The following is a 26,728-nucleotide window of genomic DNA, read 5'->3' on the forward strand; positions in this document are numbered from 1 at the left end:
CGTAGCCCCAGGCGCCGACCCGTCACACGGTGTCCCACAGCGTGGACGGCGCGGCCGCCCGCACCACCGGCGCGATCTCCTCGGCGAACCGCTGAAGCGTCTCGATCTGCTCGCCGCGCTCCAGGCCGAAGCCGTCAACGGTGATCGACTGCAGGTCATGGCCGTACACCTCGTGGTAGCCGAGGATCTTGTCGATGATCTGCTGCGGGGAGCCGATCAGCTGCGGCCCGTCGGCGATCGCGTCCTGAATGGTGCGGAAAGGCGTGTTGTAGCCCGCTCTGCCCTCCAGGTGCGGCTTGAAGCTCTGCCGTACCCGCGCCTCGTACAGCTCGCCGTAGCGCGCGACCGCCTGCTCCGCCGAGTCCGCGATCAGCAGCCCGCCCGAACCGGCCGCCACCCGAGCCCGCGCCGGATCATGGCCGTACGCCGCGAACCGCTCGCGGTAGTGCGCGATCAGCTTCGCGTACGCGGCGCGCGGCTGGACGGCATTGGCGGTGAAGAGGGGATCGCCGTGCCGGGCCGCCAGGTCGGGGGAGTTGAGGGAGGTCGCCGAGCCGTGCCAGACGCGCGGCACTCCCGCGTACGGGCGCGGCACCGTCGTCACGTTCTTCAGGGCGGGCCTGAACTCGCCCTCCCAGTCCACGTTCTCCTCGCTCCACAGCCGCCGAAGCAGCTCGTACTTCTCCTTCTGCAGATCCCACTGCCGCTCCTCGTCGAGCCCGAAGAGATCGAAGTGTCCGGCCTCGGCACCCTTCCCGATCACCAACTCGACGCGCCCGCGCGAGATCTGATCGAGCGTCGCGTAGTCCTCGGCCACCCGCACCGGGTCGAGGATCGCCACGACCGTGACGCCGGTGAGCAGTCTGATGCGGGTGGTCCGCGCGGCGAGCGCGCCGAGCACGACCGTCGGGCTGGAGGAGAGGAAGGCGCCGGCGTGCCGCTCGCCCACGGCGTACGCGTCGTAGCCGAGTTGCTCGGCGGCCACGCCGACCTCGACGACGTCCGCCAACCGGTCCGCAGCCGTGGGAAGTTCACCGGTCAGGGGATGCGGGGCGTGTCCGATGATCGACAGTACCTGGAACTTCATGGTGTCCTTTCGTGCCTGTCCTTCGTCCGCGTGCTTCAGGCCTGCTTCTGCCAGGCCTGGGCCAGCAGTTCGTACGACCGCACCCGGTCCGCGTGGTCGTGCGTGATGGTGGTGATCAGCAACTCGTCGGCGCCGGTAGCCCGTTGGAGTTCGGCGAGGCCTTCCGTCACCGTCTCGGGCGCGCCCACGAACTGCGTCTCGACGCGGTCGGCCACCAGCACCCGGTCCTCGTCCGTCCACGTGAGGCGGTCCGCCTCCTCGGGGGTGGGGAACGGGATCGCCCCCTCCGCCCGCCGGATGGACCGCACCCAGGGCGCGTAGCCGGTCGCCAGCCGCCGCGCCGTCTCGTCGTCGGGCGCGACCACGGCGTCGGCGGACACCAGCACATACGGTTCCGAGAGCACCGCCGAGGGCCGGAACGCCGCCCGGTAGGCCGCCACGGCCTCCCGCACCGTGCCCGGACTGACGTGGTAATTCGCCCCGAACGGCAGCCCCCGGGCGCCCGCGACCTCGGCGCTCTCGCCCCCGCTGCTGCCGAGGATCCATACGCCGACGTCGGCACCGTCACCGGGCACCGCGTGCGCCTCGGTACCGTCCTCGCCGCGGTACGTACCGCCGAAGAGCGCCAGAATGTCGCCGATCTGCTCGTCGTACGCGGGAGTCTGCGCCCCCGGCTGCTGGAGCAGCTTGAACTGGAGCTGGAATCGGGGGGATCGGAGGATGCGGGCGAGGCCCTCGGGCGGCGCCCCGGACCCACCCGTCCCCGCGGAGCGCGGCCGCCCCGACCGGCCGAGCCCCAGATCGATCCGCCCCGGATGGAGCGCGTCCAGGATCCCGAACTGCTCCACGACCGACAGCGGCGTCTGATGCCCGAGCAGGACCGCGCCCGACCCCACCCGGATCTCCCGCGTCGCCTGGGCGACGGCCTGGATCACCAGGGCGGGCGCGGAACCGGCGACGCCCGGATTGAGATGGTGCTCGGCCAGCCAGTAGCGGCGGTAGCCGAACTCCTCGGCGGCACGGGCGAGTCCGACGGTGTTGCGCAAGGCCGTCGGAGCGTTCGAACCGGAGCTGACGGGGACCAGGTCAAGGACTGAGAGAGGAACCGGAGGCATCCTCCAACTCTCCCCGCGGCGTATTGCACGCGTATGTACGCGGTATGGCAGCCCGGCCGGGTACGCCGAAGGGGCGGCCCCCCTCAAGAGGGAGCCGCCCCTTCGGCAACCAGTGTCTGCCTACTTGTTGTCGAGCACGTCCTGCACCTTGGCGCGGACGTCGTCCGATGCCAGGCCGCGGATCGTCAGCGTCGTGCGGCGGCGCAGCACGTCGTCCGCGGTCTCGGCCCACTCGTGGTCGCGGGCGTAGACGACCTGCGCCCAGATCTCCGGGGCGTCCGGCGAGATGCGCTCGGCGAGCGCCGGGTCCTCGTTCGCCAGGCGGGCGATGTCGAAGGAGAGCGAGCCATAGTGCGTCGCCAGGTGCTTGGCGGTGTCCGCCGCCATCCGCGGGCCGGGCGCCGGGCCGTCGACCAGGAGACGGTGGGCGACCGCGCGCGGGTTGGCGATGCCGGGCAGCGGCAGCCGCTTCTGGAGCTGCGAGATCGGCTCGTAGTCGTCGCCGAGCGGGTGACCCGGCAGCGACTCCAGCTTCTTCATCACCGTACGGCCGATGTGGCGGAAGGTCGTCCACTTGCCGCCCGCCACGGACAGCATGCCGCCCGCGCCCTCGGTGACGACGGTCTCGCGCTTGGCCTTGGACGTGTCGCCCGGACCACCGGGCAGCACACGCAGACCCGCGAAGGAGTACGTGATCAGGTCACGCGACAGCTGCTGGTCGCGGATGGAGAACGCGGCCTCGTCCAGGATCTGCGCGGTGTCGGCCTCGGTGACCCTGACGTCCGCCGGGTCGCCCTCGAACTCCTCGTCCGTCGTACCGAGAAGGAGCATGTCCTCCCACGGCAGCGCGAACGTGATGCGGTACTTGTCGATCGGGGTCGCCAGCGCGGCCTTCCAGGGGGCGGTGCGCTTGAGGACCAGGTGCGCGCCCTTGGAGAGACGGATGGAGGGCGCCGCGTCCGGGTTCTCCATCTTGCGCAGGTGGTCGACCCAGGGGCCGGTCGCGTTCAGGACCAGACGGGCGTTGATGCCGAACTCGTCGCCGCTCATGCGGTCCTTGAGCTCCGCGCCCGTGACCCGGCCCTTGGTGAAGCGCAGGCCCGTGACCTCGGCGTGGTTGAGGACGGCGGCACCGGCCTCGACGGCCGCGCGGACCGTCATCAGGGCCATGCGCGAGTCGTTCATCTGGTCGTCGCCGTACACGGCCACGGCCTTCAGGTTGTCCGTACGCAGCTCCGGCACGTCCTGCGCGGCCTTCGAGGGCGAGAGCAGGTGGCCGACGCCGTCGCCGAACGCGGACAGCGCGCTGTACGCGAAGACGCCCGCGCCCAGCTTGGCCGCGCCGTGCGGGCCGCCCTTGTAGACGGGCAGGTAGAACGTGAGCGGGTTCGCCAGGTGGGGGGCCACCTGGCGGGACACCGCGCGCCGCTCGAAGTGGTTCTCCGCGACCAGCTTCACCGCGCCGGTCTGCAGGTAGCGCAGACCGCCGTGGAGGAGCTTGGAGGAGGCGGAGGAGGTGGCGCCGGCGAAGTCACCGGCGTCCACCAGGGCCACCCGCAGTCCCGACTGCGCGGCATGCCAGGCGGTGGAGATGCCCAGGATCCCGCCGCCGATCACCAGGAGGTCGTACGTCGCCTTGGAAAGCTGTTCCCGGGTCTCGGCGCGGCTCGCCACACCGAAGGAGGCGCGGGAACCGGCAGCCGGATGCGTCCCGAGGGCGGGGACGCTCTGCAGGGTGGTCATGTCTAACTCCTCGTCAGCTTTCGTCCTCGAGCCAGCCCATGGTCCGCTCGACGGCCTTGAGCCAGTTCTTGTACTCACGGTCGCGGATGTCCGCGTCCATGCGGGGGGTCCACTCCGCCGCGCGGCGCCAGTTGGCGCGCAGCTCGTCGGTCGAGGACCAGAAGCCGACGGCGAGACCGGCGGCGTAGGCGGCACCGAGGCAGGTGGTCTCGGCGACCATCGGGCGCACCACGGGCGCGTCGAGGAAGTCCGAGAGGGTCTGCATCAGCAGGTTGTTGGAGGTCATGCCGCCGTCGACCTTGAGGGCCGTGAGCTCGACGCCGGAGTCCTTCGTCATGGCGTCGGTGATCTCACGGGTCTGCCAGGCCGTGGCCTCCAGGACGGCGCGCGCGATGTGCGCCTTGGTCACGTACCGGGTCAGACCGGCGATCACACCGCGGGCGTCGGAGCGCCAGTACGGGGCGAACAGACCGGAGAAGGCCGGCACGAAGTAGGCGCCGCCGTTGTCCTCGACCGACGACGCGAGCGTCTCGATCTCGGCGGCGGAGTTGATCAGGCCCATCTGGTCGCGCATCCACTGCACCAGCGAACCGGTGACGGCGATGGAACCCTCGAGCGCGTAGACCGGCTTCTGGTCGCCGATCTGGTAGCCGACGGTGGTCAGCAGGCCCGAGTAGGAGTTGATGGCGGTCTCACCGGTGTTCATCAGCATGAAGGTGCCGGTGCCGTACGTGGACTTGGCCTCGCCCTGGGCGAAACAGGTCTGGCCGAAGAGGGCCGCCTGCTGGTCGCCGAGCGCCGAGGCGACGGGGATGCCGCCGATCAGCTCGCCGAGGCTGCCGCCGCTGACCTCGCCGTAGACCTCGGCGGAGGAGCGGATCTCGGGGAGCATCGCGAGCGGCACGCCGATGGACTCGGCGATCTTCGCGTCCCACTGCATGGTGTGCAGGTTCATCAGCATGGTGCGCGATGCGTTGGTGACGTCGGTGTAGTGCTTGCCGCCGTTCACACCGCCCGTCAGGTTCCAGATGACCCAGGTGTCCATGGTGCCGAAGAGGATGTCGCCGGCCTCGGCGCGCTCGCGCAGGCCCTCGACGTTGTCGAGCAGCCAGCGGGCCTTGGGTCCGGCGAAGTAGCTCGCCAGGGGCAGACCGGTCTCGCGGCGGAAACGGTCCTGCCCGACGTTGCGGCCGAGCTCCTTGCACAGGGCGTCGGTGCGGGTGTCCTGCCAGACGATGGCGTTGTGGACGGGCTCACCGGTGTTCTTGTCCCAGAGCAGCGTCGTCTCGCGCTGGTTGGTGATGCCGATGGCCTTGATGTCGTCGCGCGTGATGCCGGCCTTGGTGATGGCCCCGGCGACGACCTCCTGGACGTTGGTCCAGATCTCGTTGGCGTCGTGCTCGACCCAGCCCGGCTTCGGGAAGATCTGCTCGTGCTCCTTCTGGTCGACCGAGACGATCCGGCCGTCCTTGTCGAAGACGATGCAGCGGCTGGAGGTGGTGCCCTGGTCGATGGCCGCGATGAACGGGCCTGCGGTGTGTGCGTCGGTGGTCACGGTGTGCTCCATGTTCTTGCTCGGCGGTCTGTCTCAGGCGGTCATCGGTCGCTGTCGCGGTCCTACTTGAACGCGATGTTGTAGAGACCGCCCGCGATGGCTCCGCCGATCAGCGGGCCGACGACCGGAACCCAGGCGTACGTCCAGTCCGAGCTGCCCTTGTTCGGCAGCGGGAGGAGGGAGTGCACGATGCGCGGGCCGAGGTCACGGACCGGGTTGATCGCGTACCCCGTGGGGCCGCCGAGCGAGAGGCCGATGCCGACCACGACGAGCGCGGTGATCAGGGCGCCGAGGATGCCGAGGCCGTTGCCGCCGTCGTTCAGGCCCTGCGTGAGGATGGCGAGGACGAGCACGACCGTGGCGATGACCTCGGTGAGCACGTTCTGGACGGCGTTGCGGATCTCGGGACCCGTCGAGAAGATGCCGAGCACCGGGCCCGCCTTGGGCGCGGCCTTCTGGTCGACCATGCCCTCGTCCATCGGCTGCGCCGCGAGGATCTCGGGGTCGGTCAGGTGGGCCTTGAACTGGCCCATGTAGGTGACCCACACCAGAACGGCGCCGATCATCGCGCCGAGCAGCTGCGAGGCCAGGTAGAGCGGAACGTCGCCCCACTTGGTGCCGCCCTCGATCGCGAGACCAAGCGTGACCGCCGGGTTGAGGTGGGCGCCGGAGACGCCACCCGCGAGATAGGCGCCGGTCAGGACGGCGAAGCCCCACCCGAAGGTGATCGCGAGCCAGCCGGCGTCCTTGGCCTTCGAGGCCTTGAGCGTGACGGCGGCGCAGACGCCACCGCCGAGCAAGATGAGTACGGCGGTACCGATGGTCTCGCCGATGAAGATGTCGGAGCTGGACACCCGCGACTCCTTTGTCCTTCGTCCAGGGGAAGGCGAACCCCGGGTCCCTCCGGTGGTCCGCGACCTCAGGTGAGGTCGTTGCCGGCCCTTGGCCTTGCCACACTCTAGCGCGTAATGCCGGTAGGTGTTCGACAATGCCGACCGATGGACGCGAGTCTCGCCCCGTGGTTACCGACCCGTCAAGAGCTCTGTTATTGAAAACGCGATCGTTATTGATCGTTCCGGGTTATCGGTGACCGTGGGGCGAAACGCGGTCCAACGATGGTCGCGCAGAAGGGTGCACCCTGCATGTTGAACAGGGAAAAGAGAGCGGCGGGCTAGAAACGCCCGGCGCCCAGGTCCCGAGAGACGGCGCGGGCGCAATCCCGCACCGCCGCGATGAGGTCGGGCCGGAGCTCGCCGTCCTTCTGGACGCGCTCCACGGCACCCGTGATGCCGACCGCGCCGACCGGCATCCTGCGCCGGTCGTGGATGGGTGCGGCCACCGAGGCGATGCCCTCCCAGGTCTCCTCGACGTCGGCCGCGTACCCGCGCGCGCGGGTCAGGTCGAGTACGCCCTCGAAGCCGTCGGAGTCGATGACGGTGCGAGAGGTGAAGGTCTGCCGGTCGGCCTCCGCGGCCTCGCTGTGCGCCACCGGGTCGTACGCGGCGAGCACCTTGCCCAGCGCCGTGGAGTGCAGCGGCTGCATGGCGCCGACCTCCAGGACCTGCCGGCTGTCGTCGGGGCGGAAGACGTGGTGCACGATCAGTACGCCCTGCTGGTGCAGGACCCCCAGATAGACGCTCTCGCCGCTGGAGCGGGCCAGGTCGTCGGTCCACACCAGGGCGCGGGCCCGCAGCTCGTGCACGTCCAGATAGCTGTTGCCGAGGCGCAGCAGCTCGGCGCCGAGCTGATAGCGGCCCGACGCGGGGTCCTGCTCGACGAAGCCCTCCGCCTGGAGGGTGCGCAGAATGCCGTGCGCCGTGCCCTTGGCCAGGCCGAGCGCGGACGCGATCTCCGAGAGGCCGAGCCGTCGCTCGCCGCCCGCGAGCAGCCGCAGCATCGCGGCGGCCCGCTCCAGCGACTGGATGTTGCGTGCCATCGCAGCCTCTTCCTCCGTACCCTCGGACATCAACGTTCAGATACCAACGTTCGACAATGCTGAACACTATCGGTCGTTGTCGACCTCCCGCTAATGAGCGGCAGGGGGTGTTTCTCGCCGTTTCCCCCTCGTTCTACGTGATCACCCTCCGGGCTCCGACAGGGGGTGGCACCGGGCCGGGCGTCCGCCCCGTGAACACCTCAGCGCCACGGACGTCCGTCCGGCTACCCTGACCGAGTGCGCCTTCCCACCGAAGCGCAAAGCCGACAGCCGTCGCACCTTTGGGAGCTCTTTCATGGCCTCGTTGCCGACCCCCTCGTCCGGTTCCTCGAACGGAGCCCGGGCCGATGCCCTCCGTGAAGCCCTCGCCACCCGCGTGGTGGTCGCCGACGGGGCGATGGGCACCATGCTCCAGGCGCAGGACCCGACGCTCGACGACTTCCAGCAGCTCGAGGGCTGCAACGAGATCCTCAACGTGACCCGGCCGGACATCGTCCGCTCGGTCCACGAGGAGTACTTCGCGGTCGGCGTCGACTGTGTCGAGACGAACACGTTCGGCGCGAACTTCGCCGCCCTGAACGAGTACGAGATCCCCGAGCGGAACTTCGAGCTCTCCGAGGCCGGCGCCCGCATCGCCCGCGAGGTCGCCGACGAGTTCACCGAGAAGACCGGGCAGCAGCGCTGGGTGCTCGGCTCCATGGGCCCCGGCACCAAGCTGCCCACCCTGGGCCACGCCCCGTACACCGTGCTGCGCGACGCCTACCAGACCAACGCCGAGGGCATGATCGCCGGCGGCGCCGACGCGCTCCTGGTGGAGACCACCCAGGACCTCCTGCAGACCAAGTCCGCGATCCTCGGTGCCCGCCGCGCCCTGGACGCCACCGGCTCGAACCTGCCGCTGATCTGCTCGGTCACCGTCGAGACCACCGGCACGATGCTGCTCGGCTCCGAGATCGGCGCCGCCCTGACGGCCCTGGAACCGCTCGGCATCGACATGATCGGCCTGAACTGCGCCACAGGACCCGCCGAGATGAGCGAGCACCTGCGCTATCTGGCCCGCCACTCCCGCGTACCGATCTCCTGCATGCCCAACGCGGGCCTGCCGGTCCTCGGCAAGGACGGCGCGCACTACCCCCTGACGGCGTCCGAGCTCGCCGACGCCCAGGAGACCTTCGTACGCGAATACGGCCTCTCCCTGGTGGGCGGCTGCTGCGGTACGACCCCCGAGCACCTGCGCCAGGTCGTCGAGCGCGTGCGCGGCGTCGAGACGGTCGCCCGCGACCCGCGCCCCGAGCCGGGCGCCGCCTCGCTCTACCAGACCGTCCCGTTCCGCCAGGACACCTCGTACATGGCGATCGGCGAGCGCACCAACGCCAACGGCTCGAAGAAGTTCCGCGAGGCCATGCTGGAGGGCCGCTGGGACGACTGTGTGGAGATGGCCCGCGACCAGATCCGCGAGGGCGCCCACATGCTCGACCTCTGTGTCGACTATGTCGGCCGTGACGGCGTCAAGGACATGGCCGAGCTCGCGGGCCGCTTCGCCACCGCCTCCACCCTGCCCATCGTCCTGGACTCCACCGAACTCCCGGTCATCCAGGCCGGGTTGGAGAAGCTCGGCGGTCGCGCGGTCATCAACTCCGTGAACTACGAGGACGGCGACGGCCCCGAGTCGCGGTTCACGAAGGTCACCGCGCTCGCCAAGGAGCACGGCGCCGCGCTGATCGCGCTGACCATCGACGAGGAGGGCCAGGCCCGCACCGTCGAGAACAAGGTCGCCATCGCCGAGCGCATCGTCGACGACCTGACCGGCAACTGGGGCATCCACGAGTCGGACATCCTCATCGACACCCTGACCTTCACCATCTGCACCGGTCAGGAGGAGTCCCGGGGGGACGGCGTCGCCACCATCGAGGCCATCCGGGAGCTCAAGCGCCGCCGCCCGGACGTGCAGACCACCCTCGGCCTCTCCAACATCTCCTTCGGCCTCAACCCGGCCGCCCGCGTACTGCTCAACTCCGTCTTCCTGGACGAGTGCGTCAAGGCCGGCCTGGACTCGGCGATCGTGCACGCCTCCAAGATCCTGCCGATCGCGCGCTTCGACGACGAGCAGGTCAAGACCGCGCTCGACCTCATCTACGACCGGCGACGCCCCCAGCAGGGGGACGAACCGGCCTACGACCCGCTGCAGAAGCTCATGGAGCTGTTCGAGGGCGTCTCCACCAAGTCGATGAAGGCCGGCAAGGCCGAGGAACTCCTCGCCCTGCCGCTGGACGAGCGTCTGCAGCGCCGCATCATCGACGGCGAGAAGAACGGCCTGGAGGCCGACCTCGACGAGGCGCTCCAGGACACCCCGGCCCTGGACATCGTCAACAACACCCTCCTGGAGGGCATGAAGGTCGTCGGCGAGCTGTTCGGCTCCGGCCAGATGCAGCTGCCGTTCGTGCTCCAGTCCGCCGAGGTCATGAAGACCGCGGTCGCGCACCTCGAACCGCACATGGAGAAGTCGGACGCCGAGGGCAAGGGCACCATCGTGCTGGCCACGGTCCGCGGCGACGTCCACGACATCGGCAAGAACCTCGTCGACATCATCCTGTCCAACAACGGCTACAACGTGGTCAACCTGGGCATCAAGCAGCCCGTCGCAGCGATCCTGGACGCCGCCGAGGAGCACAAGGCCGACGTCATCGGCATGTCCGGCCTCCTGGTCAAGTCCACCGTGATCATGAAGGAGAACCTGGAGGAGCTCAACCAGCGCAAGCTGGCGGCCGACTTCCCGGTGATCCTCGGCGGTGCGGCCCTGACCCGTGCGTACGTCGAGCAGGACCTGCACGAGATCTACGAGGGGGAAGTGCGCTACGCCCGCGACGCGTTCGAGGGCCTGCGCCTGATGGACGCCCTGATCGCGGTCAAGCGGGGCGTGCCCGGCGCGACCCTGCCCGAGCTCAAGCAGCGCCGCGTGCAGAGCAAGGCCTCCGCCGCCGTCCTGGAGGTCAACGAGGACGAGGGGCCGGCCCGCTCGGACGTCGCCGTCGACAACCCCGTCCCCACGCCGCCGTTCTGGGGCACCCGCGTCGTCAAGGGCATCCAGCTCAAGGAGTACGCCTCCTGGCTCGACGAGGGCGCCCTCTTCAAGGGCCAGTGGGGCCTCAAGCAGGCCAGGACCGGCGACGGGCCGACCTACGAGGAGCTGGTGGAGACGGAGGGCCGTCCGCGGCTGCGCGGCTGGCTGGACGAGCTGCACACCAAGAACATGCTGGAGGCGGCCGTCGTACACGGCTACTTCCCGTGTGTCTCCAAGGGCGACGACCTGATCATCCTGAACGACGACGGCTCGGAGCGCACCCGCTTCTCCTTCCCGCGCCAGCGCCGCGGCCGCCGGCTCTGCCTCGCGGACTTCTTCCGCCCGGAGGAGTCCGGCGAGACCGACGTCGTGGGCCTCCAGGTCGTCACCGTCGGGTCCAAGATCGGCGAGGAGACGGCCAAGCTGTTCGCCGCCGACTCCTACCGCGACTACCTCGAACTGCACGGCCTGTCCGTGCAGTTGGCCGAGGCGCTCGCCGAGTACTGGCACGCGCGCGTCCGCGCCGAGCTGGGCTTCGGCGGCGAGGACCCCGACGACGTACAGGACATGTTCGACCTGAAGTACCGCGGCGCGCGCTTCTCGCTCGGCTACGGCGCCTGCCCCGACCTGGAGGACCGCGCGAAGATCGCCGAACTCCTGGAGCCGGAGCGGATCGGCGTACAGCTGTCCGAGGAGTTCCAGCTGCACCCGGAGCAGTCCACGGACGCGATCGTCATCCACCACCCCGAGGCGAAGTACTTCAACGCGCGCTGATCCCTCGCAGTCGTACACTGGTCGGTCCAGTGCAGGCCGGTTGCCTTCCCGTCAGAAGGAGGCAACCGGCCTTCTCGTCCCTCATGGAAGGTGTGGTCGCATGACCAGTACGGTTTCAGCGCTCGGCACCCGAACGGCCGAAGGCTCCGCCCTGCAGGGCGTGCTCCTCGACATGGACGGAACCCTCGTCGACACCGAGGGATTCTGGTGGGACGCCGAGGTCGAGGTCTTCGCCGCGCTCGGCCACACGCTCGACGAGGCCTGGCGCGATGTGGTCGTCGGCGGCCCCATGACCCGCAGCGCCGGCTTCCTCATCGAGTCCACCGGGGCGGACATCACGCTCGCCGAGCTCACCGTGCTGCTCAACGACGGCTTCGAGGACCGCATCAGCCGCCGGCTTCCGCTGATGCCGGGCGCCGCCCGGCTGCTCGCGGAACTCGCCGCGCACGAGGTGCCGATGGCCCTGGTGTCCGCGTCCCACCGCCGCATCATCGACCGCGTGCTCGACTCGATCGGCTCCCACCACTTCGCGCTGACCGTCGCGGGCGACGAGGTGAACCGGACCAAGCCGCACCCCGACCCCTACCTCATCGCGGCGGCCGGAATCGGTGCGGAACCGGCCAGATGTGCCGTCATCGAGGACACCGCCACCGGCGTCGCGGCGGCCGAGGCCGCGGGCTGCCGGGTGGTCGCCGTACCGTCAGTCGCCCCCATCACCCCGGCATCCGGCAGGACCGTCGTCCCCTCCCTCGAACACGTCAACCTGCCTTTCCTGCAAGGCCTGATGGCCGGAAAGCGCTGAAACGTTGAAGATGTGACCTTTCCCACTCGGCGGGGGGTCGACAACCGCCCAGGGCTGTGCGGGGGAGCCGAAATGCGCCACTTGTGGCGTGGCGTTGTGTCCCGATTCAGGGGAACCTGCACGAATCCTTCCCGTGTTGGGTTATCGGTGCGTCCGCGCCCGGTTTCGCTGCGTGATTAAGGGTCAACTCCGGTCTCTTCCGGCGCTTGTGGCGGTGCGGACTAATGTCGTCGCGAGAACATCGCCCCACCCCCGTGGACCGGCTGACCCCACCCCTCGCTGCCGGTTCCTGGCGGGATTCAACAGCTCTGGAGAACGTCGAGCATGAACCGCAAGACTTTGGTGCTGCCGGCCGTCATAGGTCTGCTCGCCCCCGCCCTCGCCGCGTGCGGCGGAGCGGGCGGTGGAGGGGGAGACGACGAGGCGATCGCCGTCGGCACCACGGACCGGTTCGCCACCTCCGCGGAGGTCCCGGCCCCCTTCGACCCGGCCTACGCCTATGACGCGGGCTCCTGGAACATCCTGCGCCAGACGGTCCAGACGCTGATGGCGATGCCGCGCGGCGACGGCGAGCCGGAGCCGGAGGCCGCCGAGAAGTGCGGATTCACCGACACCGGCAACGAGCGCTACGAGTGCACGCTGCGCAAGGGCCTGAAGTTCGCCGACGGCAAGCCGCTGACCGCCGCCGACGTGAAGTTCTCCATCGAGCGGGTACGCGACATCAAGGTCAAGGACCCCAGCGGCTCCGACGGCCTGGTCGCCAACATCGACGAGATCGAGACCACCGGCGACCGCGGCGTCGTCTTCCACCTCAAGAGCCCCGACGCGACGTTCCCGTACAAGCTGGCCACGCCCACGGCGGGCATCATCAGCTCGGACAAGTACAGCAAGACCAAGCTGCGCGCCGGCTTCGAGGTCGACGGCTCCGGCCCCTACACCGCCGAGCAGGAGGTCAAGGGCAACCAGCTCGTCAAGACGGTGTTCACCAAGAACCCCGACTACAAGGGCGCGTTGAAGCCCAAGAGCGAAAAGATCGAGCTGCGCACCTACGCCTCCGCCGACGCCATGGGGGACGCGCTCAAGGGCGGCGACATCGACATGATGACCCGCACCATGTCGCCCCAGCAGATCAGGGAACTCGACGCGAACCCGGCCAAGAACATCGAACTGGTCGAGATGCCCGCCCTCGAGATCCGCTACCTCGCCTTCAACACGGACGCGAGCACCGTCAAGTCCAAGGCGGTCCGCCAGGCCATGGCGCAGGTCGTGGACCGCGGCGCCCTCGCCAGCGGTGTGTACGGCGACGCGGCCGAGCCGCTGTTCTCGCTGGTGCCCACCACCATTACGGGCCACACCAACTCGTTCTTCAACAAGTACGGCGACCCGAGCCCGAGCAAGGCCCGCGCCCTGCTGCAGAAGGCCGACATCACCACCCCGGTGAAGCTGACCCTGCACTACACGACCGACCACTACGGTCCGGCCACCAAGAAGGAGTTCGAGCTGCTGAAGAAGCAGCTGAACGACAGCGGCCTGTTCGACGTGTCGATCAAGGGCACCCCCTGGAACACCTTCCGCGCCGCCGAGCAGAAGGGCGCGTACGACGTCTACGGAATGGGCTGGTTCCCCGACTTCCCCGACGCCGACAACTTCCTCGCGCCGTTCCTCGACAAGGACAACTTCCTCGGCTCGCCGTACGCGAACAGCACGATCAACGACGAGCTGATCCCGCACTCCCGCCGCGAGGCCGACCGGCTCACCGCCTCCACGAGCATCCAGAAGATCCAGGACATCGTCGCCGAGGACGTGCCGGTGCTCCCGCTCTGGCAGGGCAAGCAGTACATCGCCGCCCGTGACGAGATCACCGGCGTCGAGTGGGCGCTCAACTCCTCGTCGAACCTACAGCTTTGGGAGCTCGGCCGTGGTGTGAGCGGCTGACCTCCGCCGCACCGCAGCAGGCGCCGAGCTCTGCTCCACCGATGGAAAACGACGACAAGGCACGTACGTGAAATTGCGTAACCAGTGGCTGGCCCTTCCCCTCACGGGAGGGCTGGCCGCCGCCCTGCTGACCGGCTGCGGTTCACAGACGGGCGATGCGGGGGAATCCGGTGACTCCGTGGTGGTGGGGATGTCCGACGACATCCTGGCCACCGACCCCGCCTCCGGCTACGACCCGGGGTCGTGGCTCCTCTTCAACAACGTCTTCCAGTCCCTGATGAGCTTCCCGAACGGGGCCACGGAACCGGAACCCGAGGCGGCGAAGGACTGCGGCTTCACGGACACGGAGGCCAAGGTCTTCAAGTGCACCCTCCGTGACGGCCTCAAGTTCAGCAACGGCAACGCGCTGACCTCGAAGGACGTCAAGTTCTCCTTCGACCGTATGAGCGCGATCGGCGACGACAACGGTCCCGCGATCATGTTCCCGATGCTCGACCGGGTGGAGACGCCGGACGGTAAGACCGTCGTCTTCAAGCTCAAGTACCCCGACGCGACCTTCCCCAGCAAGATCGCGTCCGGCGCCGGGTCCATCGTCGACCACCGTTCGTACGACATGAACGGGCTGCGCGCCGACGGCGAGGCCACCGGCTCGGGGCCGTACAAGCTCGACTCCTTCTCCAAGGAGAAGGCGGTGTTCTCGGTCAACCCCGACTACAAGGGCACCGCCAAGGTGAAGAACAAGGGCGTCACGCTCAAGTTCTTCCACAACGACCGCAAGAGGCTCAAGCAGGCGATCCTGGACCACAAGGTCGACATCGCCTACCGAGGCCTCGCCGCGTCCGACATCGCGGACATCGAGCGGGACACGTCCGACGCGAGCCAGAGCATCGACGTCGTCGAGGGCACCAGCGCCGAGGTCCAGCACCTGGTCTTCAACATGAAGGACCCGGTCGCGGGCAAGCTCGGCGTGCGCAAGGCCATGGCCTATCTCCTGGACCGGGACGCCCTGGTCAAGGAGGTCTACCAGGACACGGCGACACCCCTGTACTCGATCGTCCCGGCCGGGATCGGCGGTCACACCACCGCGTTCTTCGACACCTACGGCGCCCGCCCGCAGCGCGCCAAGGCCGCGCAGGCCCTGCGCGCGGACGGACTGACGGGCAAGGTCAAGCTCACGCTCTGGTCGACGCCCGCGCGGTACGGCCCCTCGACGGACGAGGAGCTGAAGGCGATAGCCAAGCAGCTCAACAAGAGCGGTCTCTTCGACGCCGACGTGAAGTCCGTCGGGTTCGAGCAGTACGAGAAGGACATCCAGGCCGGCAAGTACGGCGTGTACGTGAAGGGCTGGGTGCCGGACTACCCGGACCCGGACAACTTCACGCAGCCGTTCTTCGGCAAGGGCAACGTCCTGTCCAACGGCTACGAGAACAGCGACATCACCGGGAAGATCATCCCGGGCACCGCGGCCCAGAGCGACCGCACCAAGACCGACGAGGACTACGCCAGGCTCCAGGACACGGTCGCCGAGGAGCTGCCGATCCTGCCGGTCTGGCAGGCCAAGCAGTACGCGGTGATCCGTGACGACGTGTACGGCGTGGAGTCGTGCCTGGACGCGTCGACGGTGTTCCGGTTCTGGGAGATCAGCAAGGGCTGAGCCCGTCTCCGTACGGGAATGTCTCCGTACGGAAGTGCCTCCGTACGGAAGTGCCTCCGTACAGAAATGAAGGTGGCCGCCCCCTCCCGGGGACGGCCACCTTCCGCGTTGTGCTGCTGCTACTGGGCGCCCGGACGCACCAGACCGCTCTCGTACGCGTACACGGCCGCCTGCACCCGGTCGCGCAGGCCCAGCTTGGTGAGCACATGGCCCACATGCGTCTTGACCGTCGTCTCGCTCACGAACAGGTCCGCCGCGATCTCCGCGTTCGACAGGCCGCGCGCCACCAGCTTGAGGACCTCGACCTCGCGCTCGGTGAGCGTGTGCAGCGTGTCCGGGACGGGCTCGTCGCCCGACGGGAGATGCCCCGCGTACTTGTCCAGGAGCCGGCGGGTGATGCTCGGCGCGAGCATCGCCTCGCCCGAGGCGACCACGCGGATCGCCTGCACCAGCTCGTTCGCCGGGGCGTCCTTGAGCAGGAAGCCGCTGGCGCCCGCGCGCAGCGCCTCCACCACGTACTCGTCGAGGTCGAAGGTGGTCAGGACGAGCACCTTCGCCGGGCCGTCCCGACCGGGGCCGGTGATCTGCCGGGTCGCCTCGACACCGTCCATCCGCGGCATGCGGATGTCCATCAGGACCACGTCGGGCTGCAGCGCCCGCACCTGGTCGAGAGCCTGCAGGCCGTCTCCGGCCTCGCCGACGACCGCGACGTCCTGCTCGGCCTCCAGAATCATCCGGAATCCGGTGCGCAGCAGCGGCTGGTCGTCGACCAGTAGGACACGGATCGCCACGTAACTCTCCTTCGCTAGCCCGGCCCCATTCTGCCCTGCTCACCCTCGCCGGACTCGGGCACCCTCACCGCAAGCGGGTACGGCGGGGGAGTCCCGCCGAATTCCGGACATACGGCCTGGTGGTCGCACCAGCCGCAGAGCTTGGTGGGCCGCGGCCGCCAGTCGCCCGTCTCGGTGGCGAGCGTGATCGCCTCCCACAGCGCGTGCAGCTTCCGCTCGACCTGCTCCAGGTCGGCGATCACCGGGTCGTACGTGATCACGTCGCCGCTGCCCAGATAGACCAGCTGGAGGCGGCGCGGCACGACACCCTTCAGCCGCCACACCACCAGGGCGTAGAACTTCATCTGGAAGAGCGCGCCCTCCGCGTACTCGGGACGCGGGGCCTTGCCCGTCTTGTAGTCGACGATCCGCACCTCGCCGGTCGGCGCCACGTCCACCCGGTCGATGATGCCGCGCAGCTTCAGCCCCGAGTCCAGCTCGGCCTGCACGAACAGCTCCCGCTCCGCGGGCTCAAGACGCGTCGGGTCCTCCAGGGTGAACCACCGCTCGACGAGCTTCTCCGCGTCCCCGAGCCAGCGCGCCAGGCGCTCGCCCTCCGCATCATCGGCGAACAACTCCGTCAGCTCGGGTCTGGCCTCCCGCAGCTTGTCCCACTGACCCGGGATCAGGGACTTGGCACGCGGCGCGGTCCGCTCACCGGCCGGGGCGTCGAAAAGCCGCTCCAGTACGGCATGCACCAGCGTGCCACGCGTCGCCGCCTCGCTCGGCTTCTCGGGCAGCTTGTCGATCACCCGGAACCGGTAGAGCAGCGGGCACTGCATGAAGTCGCTCGCGCGCGAGGGCGACAGCGACGCCGGGCGCACGGCCGCCACGGCACCGTCGGTGCTGGTTTCCATGAGGACAGACCCTACGACCCGCCACTGACAACGGCCGCATACCATCGACGACAGACCCTCTCACCCTGCATGATCGTGCGTGTACCGCGCCGGACAGGGGCGAGGGACGCTTCGAACGAGGGGACATCGTGGACGAAAGCGGCGGGAGCGGCAGGCCGCGGTCCGAGGGCACGGACGGCCTGCGGCCGGGCGTCACGGACGACGTCGGCCACCAGGAGCCGCCGCGTCCGACGGACGCGGCCGGCGACTCCGCGCGGCCCGCGCAGGGCGACACGGACGGCAGCGCTCCCGGCGCTGACGCCACCGAAGCCGCCGCCGAATCCGCGCGGCCCGAACCCGAGAACATCCCGGACGACACGAACCCCGAGCAGCCGCCCGCCGAGGACACCACCGCGCCGCGTCCCGCGGACGACGCGCGCTCGCCCCGGCCCGTCGGCGACCGCCTCACCAAGGCCCCCCGGCCCGCGTCCGACCCCGCCGACACCCACCCCGAGTTCGCCCGCGCCACCCACGGCCCCGCTCCCAAGCCGACCCCGCCCAAGGCGCAGAAGGGGCCCGGCGGCGGGCTTCTCATGGGGCGGCCGTTCGGCGTGCCCGTGTATGTGGCGCCCAGCTGGTTCCTCGTCGCCGCGCTCATCACCTGGGTCTTCGGCGGCCAGCTCGACCGCGTGCTGCCCGAACTCGGCGGCGCCCGCTACCTGGTGTCCCTCTTCTTCGCCGTTGCCTTCTACGCCTCCGTGCTCGTCCACGAACTGGCCCACACGGTCGCCGCCCTGCGCTTCAAGCTGCCGGTGCGCCGCATCCAGCTGCAGTTCTTCGGCGGCGTGTCCGAGATCGAGAAGGAGAGCGAGACCCCGGGGCGTGAGTTCATCCTCGCCTTCGTCGGGCCCCTGCTCTCCCTCGTGCTCGCCGGGGTGTTCTACGCGGGCATGCGCGCCGTGGAGCCCGGCACCGTCCCCGGAGTGCTACTCGCGGGCCTGATGTTCTCCAACCTCATCGTCGCCGCCTTCAACCTGCTGCCCGGCCTCCCGCTGGACGGCGGCCGCATGCTGCGGGCCATTGTCTGGAAGATCACCGGCAAGCCCATGAGCGGCACCGTCGCCGCCGCCTGGGTCGGCCGCGCCCTCGCCATCTCCGTCCTCGTCGGCCTGCCCATCCTCAACCAGTCCGGCGCGCTCGGCGGCGAGGCCCAGGACATCGGCGGCCTGGACACCGTCACCGACGCCCTGCTCGCCGCGATCCTCGCCGCGATCATCTGGACCGGCGCCGGAAACAGCCTCCGCATGGCCCGCCTCCGCCAACACCTGCCCGAGCTGCGGGCCCGCGCCCTCACCCGCCGCGCCGTCCCCGTCGAGACCGACACCCCGCTCTCCGAGGCACTGCGCCGCGCCAACGACGCCGGGGCCCGCGCCCTCGTCGTGGTCGACGCCGACGGCGACCCCACGGCCGTGGTCCGCGAGGCCGCCATCGTCGGCGTGCCCCAGCACCGACGCCCCTGGGTCACCGTCAGCGGCCTCGCCCAGGACATCACCGAGGGCATGCGGGTCTCCGCCGAACTGGCCGGCGAAGAGCTGCTCGACACGCTCCGCGCCACCCCCGCCACCGAGTACCTCGTCGTCGAGGACTCCGGCGAGATCTACGGAGTGCTGTCCGCCGCCGACGTGGAGCGCGCCTTCGTGAAGGCCATGGCACGCCCCAGCTGACCGGGACCCGTGTGGTCGGCGGCCGCCGCACGGGCCGGTAGGCTGTTCACATGTCCGAACCGACCGGTGCCGCCCGCCGACGCGGGCCCTTCAAGGTCGGGGACCAGGTTCAGCTGACCGACCCCAAGGGCCGCCACTACACGTTCACGCTCGAAGAGGGAAAGAACTTCCACACCCACAAGGGTTCCTTCCCGCACGACGAGCTGATCGGCGCTCCCGAGGGCAGCGTTGTCCGCACCACCGGAAACGTCGCCTACCTCGCGCTGCGCCCCCTGCTCCCCGACTATGTCCTGTCCATGCCCCGCGGTGCCGCCGTGGTCTACCCCAAGGACGCGGGGCAGATCCTGGCCTTCGCCGACATCTTCCCCGGCGCCCGCGTCGTCGAGGCCGGCGTCGGCTCCGGCTCGCTCAGCAGCTTCCTCCTGCGCGCCATCGGCGACGACGGCATGCTGCACTCCTACGAGCGCCGCGAGGACTTCGCCGAGATCGCCCAGGGCAACGTGGAGCGCTACTTCGGCGGCCCCCACCCCGCCTGGCAGCTCACCGTCGGCGACCTCCAGGACAACCTGAGCGACACCGACGTCGACCGCGTCATCCTCGACATGCTCGCCCCCTGGGAGTGCCTCGACGTCGTCTCCAAGGCGCTCGTCCCCGGCGGCATCCTCTGCTGCTACGTGGCGACCACCACCCAGCTCGCCAGGACCGTCGAGTCCATCCGCGAGATCGGCGGCTTCAACGAGCCGACCGCCTGGGAGTCGATGATCCGCAACTGGCACATCGAGGGCCTCGCCGTCCGCCCCGACCACCGCATGATCGGCCACACCGGCTTCCTGCTCACCGCCCGCCGCCTCGCGGACGGCGTCGAGCCGCCCATGCGCCGCCGCCGCCCCGCCAAGGGCGCGTACGGCGAGGACTACTCCGGACCCAACGCCGACGGCGGCTCCCCGCGCTGACCCGCGCGGCGGACCCCGCCCAATGGACAGGCGCCGCCGCCGAGTTCCCCGACCGACCGGGGAACTCGGCGGCGGCGCCGTTTCGTTGACGGTACGCCAGCCCCGTACCAGAGAATCATCGGCGTACCAGAAGAACCGTGAAACCCACCGGACCCCGGTGTTCCACCTCACTGTGAGGTATGGCACGATGCTGGCCACTCCCACCGGCACAGCCCTCACAGGAGACGCTCCTAGTGCAGCACCCCGCCGTCCCGGAACTGGCACACACCACCACCCGCCCCATCCACTGGCTGGCCACCGCCGCCGCTCTCGCCGCCGTCGTCGCGGGCTCCTCCTTCCTGCAGCCCGACCCGGCGAACGCCGCACAGCCCGGCTCCAGACCCGCGAGCAGGTCCGCGCCCGCCGCCCCGGCGCCCGCCCCCGACGCCTCGACCGTCACCTATCCCTTGACCTGCGGAAACGTAAAACCTGTGGTCAAGAAGAAGGCCTCCGGTGACCTCGACGGCGACGGCAGACCCGAGACGGTCGCCGTGGTGCACTGCGCCGCCGGATCCGGCACCCCGCCCGACGGCATCTACGTGATCACCCGCCCCACCGAGGGCAAGCCCCGCGTGGTCGCCACCCTGGTCGACCCCAAGGACCGGCAGAACGTCAGCGACTTCGCCGTACGTGACGGGGCGATCACCGCCACACTGCTCGGCTACTCCACGCCGGACGTGCCCAGCTGCTGCCCGGACCTCAAGGACGAGGCCAAGTGGCGGTGGAGGGACGGTACATTCGCCCGCTCCACTCCGGCCGGCGCACACAGCGTGTGACCGTACGGACACGGCAAAGGGCCTGTATCCACCGCCGACCGGTGGGCACAGGCCCTTCGCTGTGTGTGGGTTCGACTCCCGCTCAAGCCGCGTCGGGGCCGTAGACCTCGACGCTGTCCGAAACGCGACGTACATGAATACAGTCGCCCGGACATTCCTTCGCCGAGTCCACCACGTCCCGCAGAAGCGGCAGCGGAACGGGCGTTGTGGCCCCCGGCGCCTGCAACAGCTCGTCGTCGGCGCTCTTCACATAGGCCAGGCCGTCGATGTCCAGCTCGAACACCTCGGGCGCGTACTGGGCGCAGATGCCGTCACCGGTACAGAGGTCCTGGTCGATCCAGACCTCCAGAGGATCGCCCTCAGGGCCGGTCCCAGCCTCGTTCTGCACGGTCATCTCTCCTGCCGATCGCTGCGTCGGACGGGCCGACTCTGCAGCAAGTCGGGCCAGCCCTGACGGGTGTTGAACGCTTCGACGATACAACCGCCCGCTTTCCGATGTTGTTGGGTGGGTATTCACCTGGCGTGAGGGAGAGCGCAAGGGTGAAGATCGGACACACCCCATCGTCTTTTTGATCTAGGGGTTTCAATCGACACCCACCCAGGTAGGGTCTGGAAGCGTCCAGCTCCCCTTGGAGGAGGTGAGGACCGTGGCAGCCCACGACGACGACATCAACCGCGGCATCCGGCCGGGGCGGGGGTCTGAAGACCCCGCCGGTCAGGTTGCCTATCTCGAGCAGGAAATCGCCGTCCTGCGACGTAAGCTCGCCGACTCTCCGCGTCATACGAGGATTCTCGAAGAGCGGATCGTCGAGCTGCAGACCAACCTGGCCGGCGTATCCGCACAGAACGAGCGGCTCGCCAACACGCTCCGTGAGGCCCGCGACCAGATCGTGGCCCTCAAGGAAGAAGTCGACCGGCTCGCACAGCCACCGGCCGGCTTCGGAGTCTTCCTCGTGGCGAACGAGGACGGCACGGCCGACATCTTCACCGGGGGCCGCAAGCTCCGGGTGAACGTCAGCCCCAGCGTGGAGCTCGAAGAGCTCAGGCGCGGCCAGGAAGTAATGCTCAACGAAGCGCTCAACGTGGTCGAGGCCATGGAGTACGAGAGCGTCGGAGACATCGTCACCCTCAAGGAGATCCTCGAGGACGGCGAGCGGGCCCTGGTGGTCGGACACACCGACGAGGAGAGGGTGGTCCGGCTCGCCGAACCGCTCCTCGACGTCACCATCAGGCCCGGCGACGCGCTCCTGCTCGAACCCCGCTCCGGCTACGTCTACGAAGTGGTCCCCAAGAGCGAGGTCGAGGAACTCGTCCTCGAAGAGGTCCCGGACATCGGCTACGAACAGATCGGCGGCCTGGGCAACCAGATCGAACTGATCCGGGACGCGGTCGAACTGCCCTACCTCTACCCGGACCTCTTCAGGGAGCACGAACTGCGCCCGCCCAAGGGCGTACTGCTCTACGGGCCCCCCGGCTGCGGCAAGACGCTGATCGCGAAGGCCGTCGCCAACTCCCTTGCCAAGAAGGTCGCCGAGGTGACCGGACAGGCGGCGGGGAAGAGCTACTTCCTCAACATCAAGGGACCCGAGCTCCTCAACAAGTACGTCGGCGAGACCGAGCGCCACATCCGCCTGGTCTTCCAGCGTGCGAGGGAGAAGGCGAGCGAGGGCACCCCCGTCATCGTCTTCTTCGACGAGATGGAGTCCCTCTTCCGCACCCGCGGATCCGGTGTCAGCTCGGACGTGGAGAACACCATCGTCCCCCAGCTGCTCGCCGAGATCGACGGCGTGGAAGGCCTGGAGAACGTCATCGTCATCGGCGCCTCCAACCGCGAGGACATGATCGACCCCGCGATCCTGCGCCCCGGACGACTCGACGTGAAGATCAAGATCGAGCGTCCGGACGCCGAGGCGGCGAAGGACATCTTCGCCAAGTACCTCACCGAGCGGCTCCCGCTGCACGCGGACGACCTCGCCGAGCACAGCGCCGACCGGCGCGCCACGGTGGTCGGCATGATCCAGTCCGTCGTGGAGCAGATGTACGCGGAGTCCGAGGAGAACCGCTTCCTCGAGGTGACGTACGCCAACGGAGACAAGGAAGTCCTCTACTTCAAGGACTTCAACTCCGGCGCCATGATCGAGAACATCGTCGGACGCGCCAAGAAGATGGCCATCAAGGCCTTCCTCGAAGCCAACCAGAAGGGCCTTCGGGTCTCCCACCTCCTCCAGGCTTGCATCGACGAGTTCAAGGAGAACGAGGACCTGCCCAACACCACCAACCCGGACGACTGGGCCCGCATCTCCGGCAAGAAGGGCGAACGGATCGTGTACATCCGTACGCTCGTCACCGGAAAGCAGGGCGCGGACACCGGACGCTCCATCGACACGGTGGCCAACACCGGTCAGTACCTGTAGAAGACAGGACGGCTGCGGGTGTCCTTCACGGGTACCCGCAGCCGTCTGTTTTTCAATGAAGGCAATGATCTCCCCACCAGCGCAAAGGCGCTCTAGGCTCTTCGGTACCGCCGAGTCGCGCAGTGCGGGGTCGGGCACCGCACACGCACCGGAGAACCAGCGGTACTTGAGCGCCGTTCCCGAAGGGGAGCGCCGCCGGGCAAGGAGGGCCGCATGACCGTACGGCGAGTAATGGGCATCGAGACGGAGTACGGCATCTCCGTCCCCGGCCACCCCAACGCCAATGCCATGCTCACCTCGTCCCAGATCGTCAACGCCTACGCCGCGGCGATGCACAGGGCGCGACGCGCCCGCTGGGACTTCGAGGAGGAGAACCCCCTGCGGGACGCGCGGGGCTTCGACCTCGCACGCGAGTCCGCCGACGCCAGCCAGCTCACCGACGAGGACATCGGCCTCGCCAACGTCATCCTCACCAACGGAGCGCGACTCTACGTAGACCACGCGCACCCCGAATACAGCTCTCCGGAGGTCACCAACCCCCGGGACGCAGTCCTCTGGGACAAGGCCGGCGAACGCATCATGGCCGAGGCCGCCGAGCGCGCGGCCCAGCTCCCCGGCGCCCAGCCGATCCACCTCTACAAGAACAACACCGACAACAAGGGCGCCTCGTACGGCACGCACGAGAACTACCTGATGAAGCGGGAGACCCCCTTCTCGGACATCGTGCGCCACCTGACGCCGTTCTTCGTCTCCCGGCAGGTCGTCACCGGCGCGGGACGCGTCGGTATCGGCCAGGACGGCCATGAGCACGGCTTCCAGCTCAGCCAGCGCGCCGACTACTTCGAGGTCGAGGTCGGCCTGGAGACCACCCTCAAGCGGCCCATCATCAACACCCGCGACGAGCCGCACTCGGACGCCGAGAAGTACCGCCGCCTGCACGTGATCATCGGCGACGCGAACCTCTCCGAGATCTCGACGTACCTGAAGCTGGGCACCACATCCCTGGTCCTCGCCATGATCGAGGACGGCTTCATCGCGGTGGACCTCGCGGTGGACCAGCCCGTACGCACCCTCCACCAGGTCTCCCACGACCCCACCCTGAAGCGACTGGTCACGCTCCGCAGCGGCCGGACACTCACCGCAGTACAACTCCAGATGGAGTACTTCGAGCTGGCCCGCAAATACGTCGAGGAGCGGTTCGGCGCCGACGCCGACGAGCAGACCAAGGACGTCCTCACCCGCTGGGAAGACGTCCTCGGCCGCCTGGAGAGCGATCCCATGAGCCTCTCCGGGGAGCTCGACTGGGTCGCCAAACGGGAGCTCATGGAGGGCTACCGCCGCCGCGACGGCCTCGACTGGGACGCGGCGCGCCTCCACCTGGTCGACCTCCAGTACGCGGACGTACGCCCCGACAAGGGCCTCTACAACCGTCTGGCGGCCCGCGGCAAGATGAAGCGCCTCCTGGACGAGCCGGCCGTCGAGACGGCCCAGAGCAAGCCTCCGGAGGACACCCGCGCCTACTTCCGCGGCCGCTGCCTGGAGCAGTACGCGGACGACGTGGCCGCGGCCTCCTGGGACTCGGTCATCTTCGACCTGCCCGGCCGTGACTCTCTGCAACGGGTCCCGACCCTGGAACCCCTGCGGGGCACGCGCAACCACGTCAAGGAGCTCCTGGACCGCTGCCGCACGGCGGAGGACCTGGTTCGGGTGCTCTCCGGAGGCTGAAAGGCCCGGCGTGTGGGAATCATCGAGGTGGTCCCCGGACGTTGAGGAAAGTGCGGGGCCGATGTCAGACCCGGCTTATAAGGTCTGATCAAGTGCATCGAACCGAGCGAGCGGGGTGAGGTACATGGCGACCAAGGACACCGGCGGCGGACAGCAGAAGGCGACGCGCTCCACCGAGGAGACCGAGGAGCAGGCGCCGGAGGCGCAGGGCTCCGAGGATCTCAAGGAGCGGCAGGAAAAGCTGAGCGATGACGTGGACTCCGTTTTGGACGAAATCGATGATGTGCTCGAAGAGAACGCAGAGGATTTTGTTCGAAGTTTCGTACAAAAGGGTGGACAGTAGGAAAAATCGGACATGAAGTCGGATGGCTTCAGCCGCTGCTCCCGGTGTCAGCAGACTCTGGAGCGTGCGGCGTTCGCCAGTAACAAGTCGATGCCCGATGGCCTCCAGGCGTACTGCAGGGAGTGCTCTGCCGAGTGTTACCGGCGGCGCCAGGAAGCCAAGGGGCGGGCCGTGCGTGCGAAGGTGCCCGTGGAGCCCGGGTACAAGCACTGTCGGGGTTGCGGTGAAGTGAAGCCGCACGCTGATTGGCACCGGAAGAACAGCGCGGCTGACGGGTTGGCGAGTCGCTGCAAGGCGTGCAAAGCGGCAGCGGGTCCTGAGGGGCACCTGCGGCGTAAGTACGGCACCTCGGTAGCTGAGCGCGATGAGCTGATCGCCTCTCAAATGGGCGTCTGCTGCATCTGCTTGGCCGCCCCGGCGGTACATGTGGATCACTGTCACGAGACGGGTAAGGTCCGTGGCGTACTGTGCTTCAACTGCAACTCTGGCCTCGGCTTGTTGAAGGAAGACACAGACGCAATGCACCGAGCCGCTGCCTACCTGGAAGGAAACCCGTGGAAGCCAACACTCGTAGCACCGGGCGTCTACCAGCTGCCTTCCTGACGCCTGGATCGTCGTCCTTCATGGACTTCCTGTCAGAGCATCAGCCCGAGATCCTGCCCGGCAATCGCCAACTGCCGCCCACTCAGGGCGTCATCGAGGCCCCGCACGGCACGACGATCGTGGCGACGACGTTCCCCGGTGGCGTGGTGCTCGCCGGTGACCGGCGGGCGACCATGGGCAATGTGATCGCGCAGCGGGACATCGAGAAGGTGTTCCCGGCCGACGAGTACTCGGCGGTCGGTATTGCCGGTACGGCCGGTCTCGCCGTCGAGATGGTGAAGCTCTTTCAGTTGGAGCTCGAGCACTTCGAGAAGGTCGAAGGGGCGACGCTCTCGCTGGAGGGCAAGGCCAACCGGCTCTCCACGATGATCCGCAGCAATCTCGGTATGGCCATGCAGGGCCTGGCCGTCGTCCCGCTCTTCGCGGGGTATGACGTGGACCGCGAGAAGGGGCGCATCTTCTCGTACGACGTCACGGGCGGGCGTTCCGAGGAGCACGGCTTCGCGGCCACCGGTTCCGGTTCGGTGTTCGCGCGCGGTGCGATGAAGAAGCTGTACCGCGATGATCTGAGCGAGCAGGAGGCGACGACGCTCGTCGTGCAGGCGTTGTACGACGCCGCGGACGACGACTCGGCGACGGGCGGTCCGGACATGGCCCGGCGGATCTTCCCGATCGTGACCGTGATCTCCGACGAGGGGTTCCGGAGGCTGTCGGACGAGGAGTCCTCCGGGATCGCCCGTTCGATCCTCGAGCGGCGCCTGGAGCAGCCGGACGGCCCGCGGGCCTCGCTGCTCTGATCGATCCGTATTCGCCACTGACTGAG

At 68.9% G+C, this 26,728-nt stretch carries 21 protein-coding genes; 12 read left to right on the forward strand and 9 right to left on the reverse strand.

Going from position 1 to position 26,728, the window contains the following annotated elements; translation table 11 throughout:
• Window positions 1-22 precede the first annotated feature (22 nt).
• From ACIBKX_RS27185 to ACIBKX_RS27210, 6 genes are all read right to left on the reverse strand, one after another.
• Window positions 23-1,087, reverse strand: coding sequence for an LLM class flavin-dependent oxidoreductase (locus tag ACIBKX_RS27185; RefSeq protein WP_363274270.1), 1,065 nt, complete (start codon window positions 1,085-1,087; stop codon window positions 23-25).
• 35 nt (window positions 1,088-1,122) lie between these two features.
• A complete protein-coding gene (locus tag ACIBKX_RS27190; protein ID WP_363274272.1) occupies window positions 1,123-2,202 on the reverse strand; it encodes an LLM class flavin-dependent oxidoreductase in 1,080 nt (359 codons plus the stop codon).
• 120 nt (window positions 2,203-2,322) lie between these two features.
• Entirely contained in the window at window positions 2,323-3,945 is a 1,623-nt protein-coding gene (locus ACIBKX_RS27195) for a glycerol-3-phosphate dehydrogenase/oxidase (protein WP_363274273.1), read from the reverse strand.
• 13 nt (window positions 3,946-3,958) lie between these two features.
• Window positions 3,959-5,512, reverse strand: a complete 1,554-nt coding sequence (gene glpK, locus ACIBKX_RS27200; RefSeq protein WP_363274274.1) for a glycerol kinase GlpK — start codon at window positions 5,510-5,512, stop codon at window positions 3,959-3,961.
• A 50-nt stretch (window positions 5,513-5,562) separates the two neighbouring features.
• Window positions 5,563-6,354, reverse strand: coding sequence for an MIP/aquaporin family protein (locus ACIBKX_RS27205; RefSeq protein ID WP_363274275.1), 792 nt, complete (start codon window positions 6,352-6,354; stop codon window positions 5,563-5,565).
• Between the two features lie 317 nt (window positions 6,355-6,671).
• Window positions 6,672-7,436, reverse strand: a complete 765-nt coding sequence (locus tag ACIBKX_RS27210) for an IclR family transcriptional regulator (RefSeq protein WP_363274276.1) — start codon at window positions 7,434-7,436, stop codon at window positions 6,672-6,674.
• 295 nt (window positions 7,437-7,731) lie between these two features.
• On the opposite strand from ACIBKX_RS27210, the gene metH reads away from it, so the two are divergent.
• From metH to ACIBKX_RS27230, 4 genes are all read left to right on the forward strand, one after another.
• Entirely contained in the window at window positions 7,732-11,271 is a 3,540-nt protein-coding gene (gene metH, locus ACIBKX_RS27215; protein ID WP_363274277.1) for a methionine synthase, read from the forward strand.
• Window positions 11,272-11,371: 100 nt separating this feature from the next.
• Window positions 11,372-12,073, forward strand: a complete 702-nt coding sequence (locus tag ACIBKX_RS27220) for an HAD family phosphatase (RefSeq protein WP_363274278.1) — start codon at window positions 11,372-11,374, stop codon at window positions 12,071-12,073.
• A 324-nt stretch (window positions 12,074-12,397) separates the two neighbouring features.
• Window positions 12,398-14,008, forward strand: a complete 1,611-nt coding sequence (locus ACIBKX_RS27225) for an ABC transporter substrate-binding protein (protein WP_363274280.1) — start codon at window positions 12,398-12,400, stop codon at window positions 14,006-14,008.
• A 67-nt stretch (window positions 14,009-14,075) separates the two neighbouring features.
• Entirely contained in the window at window positions 14,076-15,662 is a 1,587-nt protein-coding gene (locus ACIBKX_RS27230) for an ABC transporter substrate-binding protein (RefSeq protein WP_363274281.1), read from the forward strand.
• Window positions 15,663-15,781: 119 nt separating this feature from the next.
• Here the strand turns inward: ACIBKX_RS27230 and ACIBKX_RS27235 are convergent, their stop codons facing one another.
• Both ACIBKX_RS27235 and ACIBKX_RS27240 read right to left on the reverse strand, forming a co-directional pair.
• Window positions 15,782-16,453, reverse strand: a complete 672-nt coding sequence (locus ACIBKX_RS27235; RefSeq protein ID WP_135332738.1) for a response regulator transcription factor — start codon at window positions 16,451-16,453, stop codon at window positions 15,782-15,784.
• Between the two features lie 14 nt (window positions 16,454-16,467).
• Entirely contained in the window at window positions 16,468-17,349 is an 882-nt protein-coding gene (locus ACIBKX_RS27240) for a RecB family exonuclease (protein ID WP_363274282.1), read from the reverse strand.
• A 128-nt stretch (window positions 17,350-17,477) separates the two neighbouring features.
• On the opposite strand from ACIBKX_RS27240, the gene ACIBKX_RS27245 reads away from it, so the two are divergent.
• From ACIBKX_RS27245 to ACIBKX_RS27255, 3 genes are all read left to right on the forward strand, one after another.
• On the forward strand, window positions 17,478-19,052 hold the full coding sequence (locus ACIBKX_RS27245; protein WP_363274283.1) for a site-2 protease family protein: 1,575 nt from the start codon (window positions 17,478-17,480) through the stop codon (window positions 19,050-19,052).
• Between the two features lie 50 nt (window positions 19,053-19,102).
• Window positions 19,103-20,005, forward strand: a complete 903-nt coding sequence (locus ACIBKX_RS27250) for a tRNA (adenine-N1)-methyltransferase (protein WP_363274284.1) — start codon at window positions 19,103-19,105, stop codon at window positions 20,003-20,005.
• Window positions 20,006-20,238: 233 nt separating this feature from the next.
• On the forward strand, window positions 20,239-20,820 hold the full coding sequence (locus tag ACIBKX_RS27255; protein ID WP_363274285.1) for a hypothetical protein: 582 nt from the start codon (window positions 20,239-20,241) through the stop codon (window positions 20,818-20,820).
• An 82-nt stretch (window positions 20,821-20,902) separates the two neighbouring features.
• Here the strand turns inward: ACIBKX_RS27255 and ACIBKX_RS27260 are convergent, their stop codons facing one another.
• Window positions 20,903-21,214 carry a ferredoxin gene (locus ACIBKX_RS27260; RefSeq protein WP_363274286.1) on the reverse strand — a complete coding sequence of 104 codons (312 nt, stop codon included), beginning with the start codon at window positions 21,212-21,214 and terminating at the stop codon, window positions 20,903-20,905.
• 253 nt (window positions 21,215-21,467) lie between these two features.
• Here ACIBKX_RS27260 and arc point away from each other — a divergent pair, with 253 nt between their 5' ends.
• The 5 genes from arc (at window position 21,468) to prcB (ending at window position 26,702) form a co-directional block, all read left to right on the forward strand.
• A complete protein-coding gene (arc, locus tag ACIBKX_RS27265) occupies window positions 21,468-23,234 on the forward strand; it encodes a proteasome ATPase (protein WP_266868854.1) in 1,767 nt (588 codons plus the stop codon).
• A gap of 213 nt (window positions 23,235-23,447) precedes the next feature.
• Window positions 23,448-24,959 (forward strand): depupylase/deamidase Dop, encoded by a 1,512-nt coding sequence (gene dop, locus ACIBKX_RS27270; RefSeq protein ID WP_363274287.1) that lies wholly within the window; start codon window positions 23,448-23,450, stop codon window positions 24,957-24,959.
• A 124-nt stretch (window positions 24,960-25,083) separates the two neighbouring features.
• Entirely contained in the window at window positions 25,084-25,302 is a 219-nt protein-coding gene (locus ACIBKX_RS27275) for a ubiquitin-like protein Pup (protein WP_062780032.1), read from the forward strand.
• Window positions 25,303-25,392: 90 nt separating this feature from the next.
• Complete coding sequence (locus ACIBKX_RS27280; protein WP_363274411.1) at window positions 25,393-25,905, forward strand: endonuclease VII domain-containing protein; 513 nt, start codon at window positions 25,393-25,395, stop codon at window positions 25,903-25,905.
• Entirely contained in the window at window positions 25,857-26,702 is an 846-nt protein-coding gene (gene prcB / locus ACIBKX_RS27285) for a proteasome subunit beta (RefSeq protein WP_363274288.1), read from the forward strand. Before ACIBKX_RS27280 ends, prcB begins: the two co-directional genes overlap by 49 nt.
• The last annotated feature ends 26 nt before the right edge of the window (window positions 26,703-26,728 follow it).

The organism is Streptomyces sp. NPDC050658, from assembly GCF_044457025.1.
GTDB lineage: Bacteria > Actinomycetota > Actinomycetes > Streptomycetales > Streptomycetaceae > Streptomyces.

Excerpts from the sequence above, each read along its gene's own strand:
- ACIBKX_RS27275 (WP_062780032.1), top strand. The coding sequence starts at position 25,084 with ATGGCGACCAAGGACACCGGCGGCGGACAGCAGAAGGCGACGCGCTCC.
- ACIBKX_RS27190 (WP_363274272.1), bottom strand. The coding sequence starts at position 2,202 with ATGCCTCCGGTTCCTCTCTCAGTCCTTGACCTGGTCCCCGTCAGCTCC.
- ACIBKX_RS27225 (WP_363274280.1), top strand. The coding sequence starts at position 12,398 with ATGAACCGCAAGACTTTGGTGCTGCCGGCCGTCATAGGTCTGCTCGCC.
- ACIBKX_RS27250 (WP_363274284.1), top strand. The coding sequence starts at position 19,103 with ATGTCCGAACCGACCGGTGCCGCCCGCCGACGCGGGCCCTTCAAGGTC.
- ACIBKX_RS27260 (WP_363274286.1), bottom strand. The coding sequence starts at position 21,214 with ATGACCGTGCAGAACGAGGCTGGGACCGGCCCTGAGGGCGATCCTCTG.
- ACIBKX_RS27185 (WP_363274270.1), bottom strand. The coding sequence starts at position 1,087 with ATGAAGTTCCAGGTACTGTCGATCATCGGACACGCCCCGCATCCCCTG.
- ACIBKX_RS27210 (WP_363274276.1), bottom strand. The coding sequence starts at position 7,436 with ATGGCACGCAACATCCAGTCGCTGGAGCGGGCCGCCGCGATGCTGCGG.
- dop (WP_363274287.1), top strand. The coding sequence starts at position 23,448 with ATGACCGTACGGCGAGTAATGGGCATCGAGACGGAGTACGGCATCTCC.
- ACIBKX_RS27195 (WP_363274273.1), bottom strand. The coding sequence starts at position 3,945 with ATGACCACCCTGCAGAGCGTCCCCGCCCTCGGGACGCATCCGGCTGCC.
- metH (WP_363274277.1), top strand. The coding sequence starts at position 7,732 with ATGGCCTCGTTGCCGACCCCCTCGTCCGGTTCCTCGAACGGAGCCCGG.
- ACIBKX_RS27240 (WP_363274282.1), bottom strand. The coding sequence starts at position 17,349 with ATGGAAACCAGCACCGACGGTGCCGTGGCGGCCGTGCGCCCGGCGTCG.
- ACIBKX_RS27220 (WP_363274278.1), top strand. The coding sequence starts at position 11,372 with ATGACCAGTACGGTTTCAGCGCTCGGCACCCGAACGGCCGAAGGCTCC.
- ACIBKX_RS27280 (WP_363274411.1), top strand. The coding sequence starts at position 25,393 with ATGCCCGATGGCCTCCAGGCGTACTGCAGGGAGTGCTCTGCCGAGTGT.
- glpK (WP_363274274.1), bottom strand. The coding sequence starts at position 5,512 with ATGGAGCACACCGTGACCACCGACGCACACACCGCAGGCCCGTTCATC.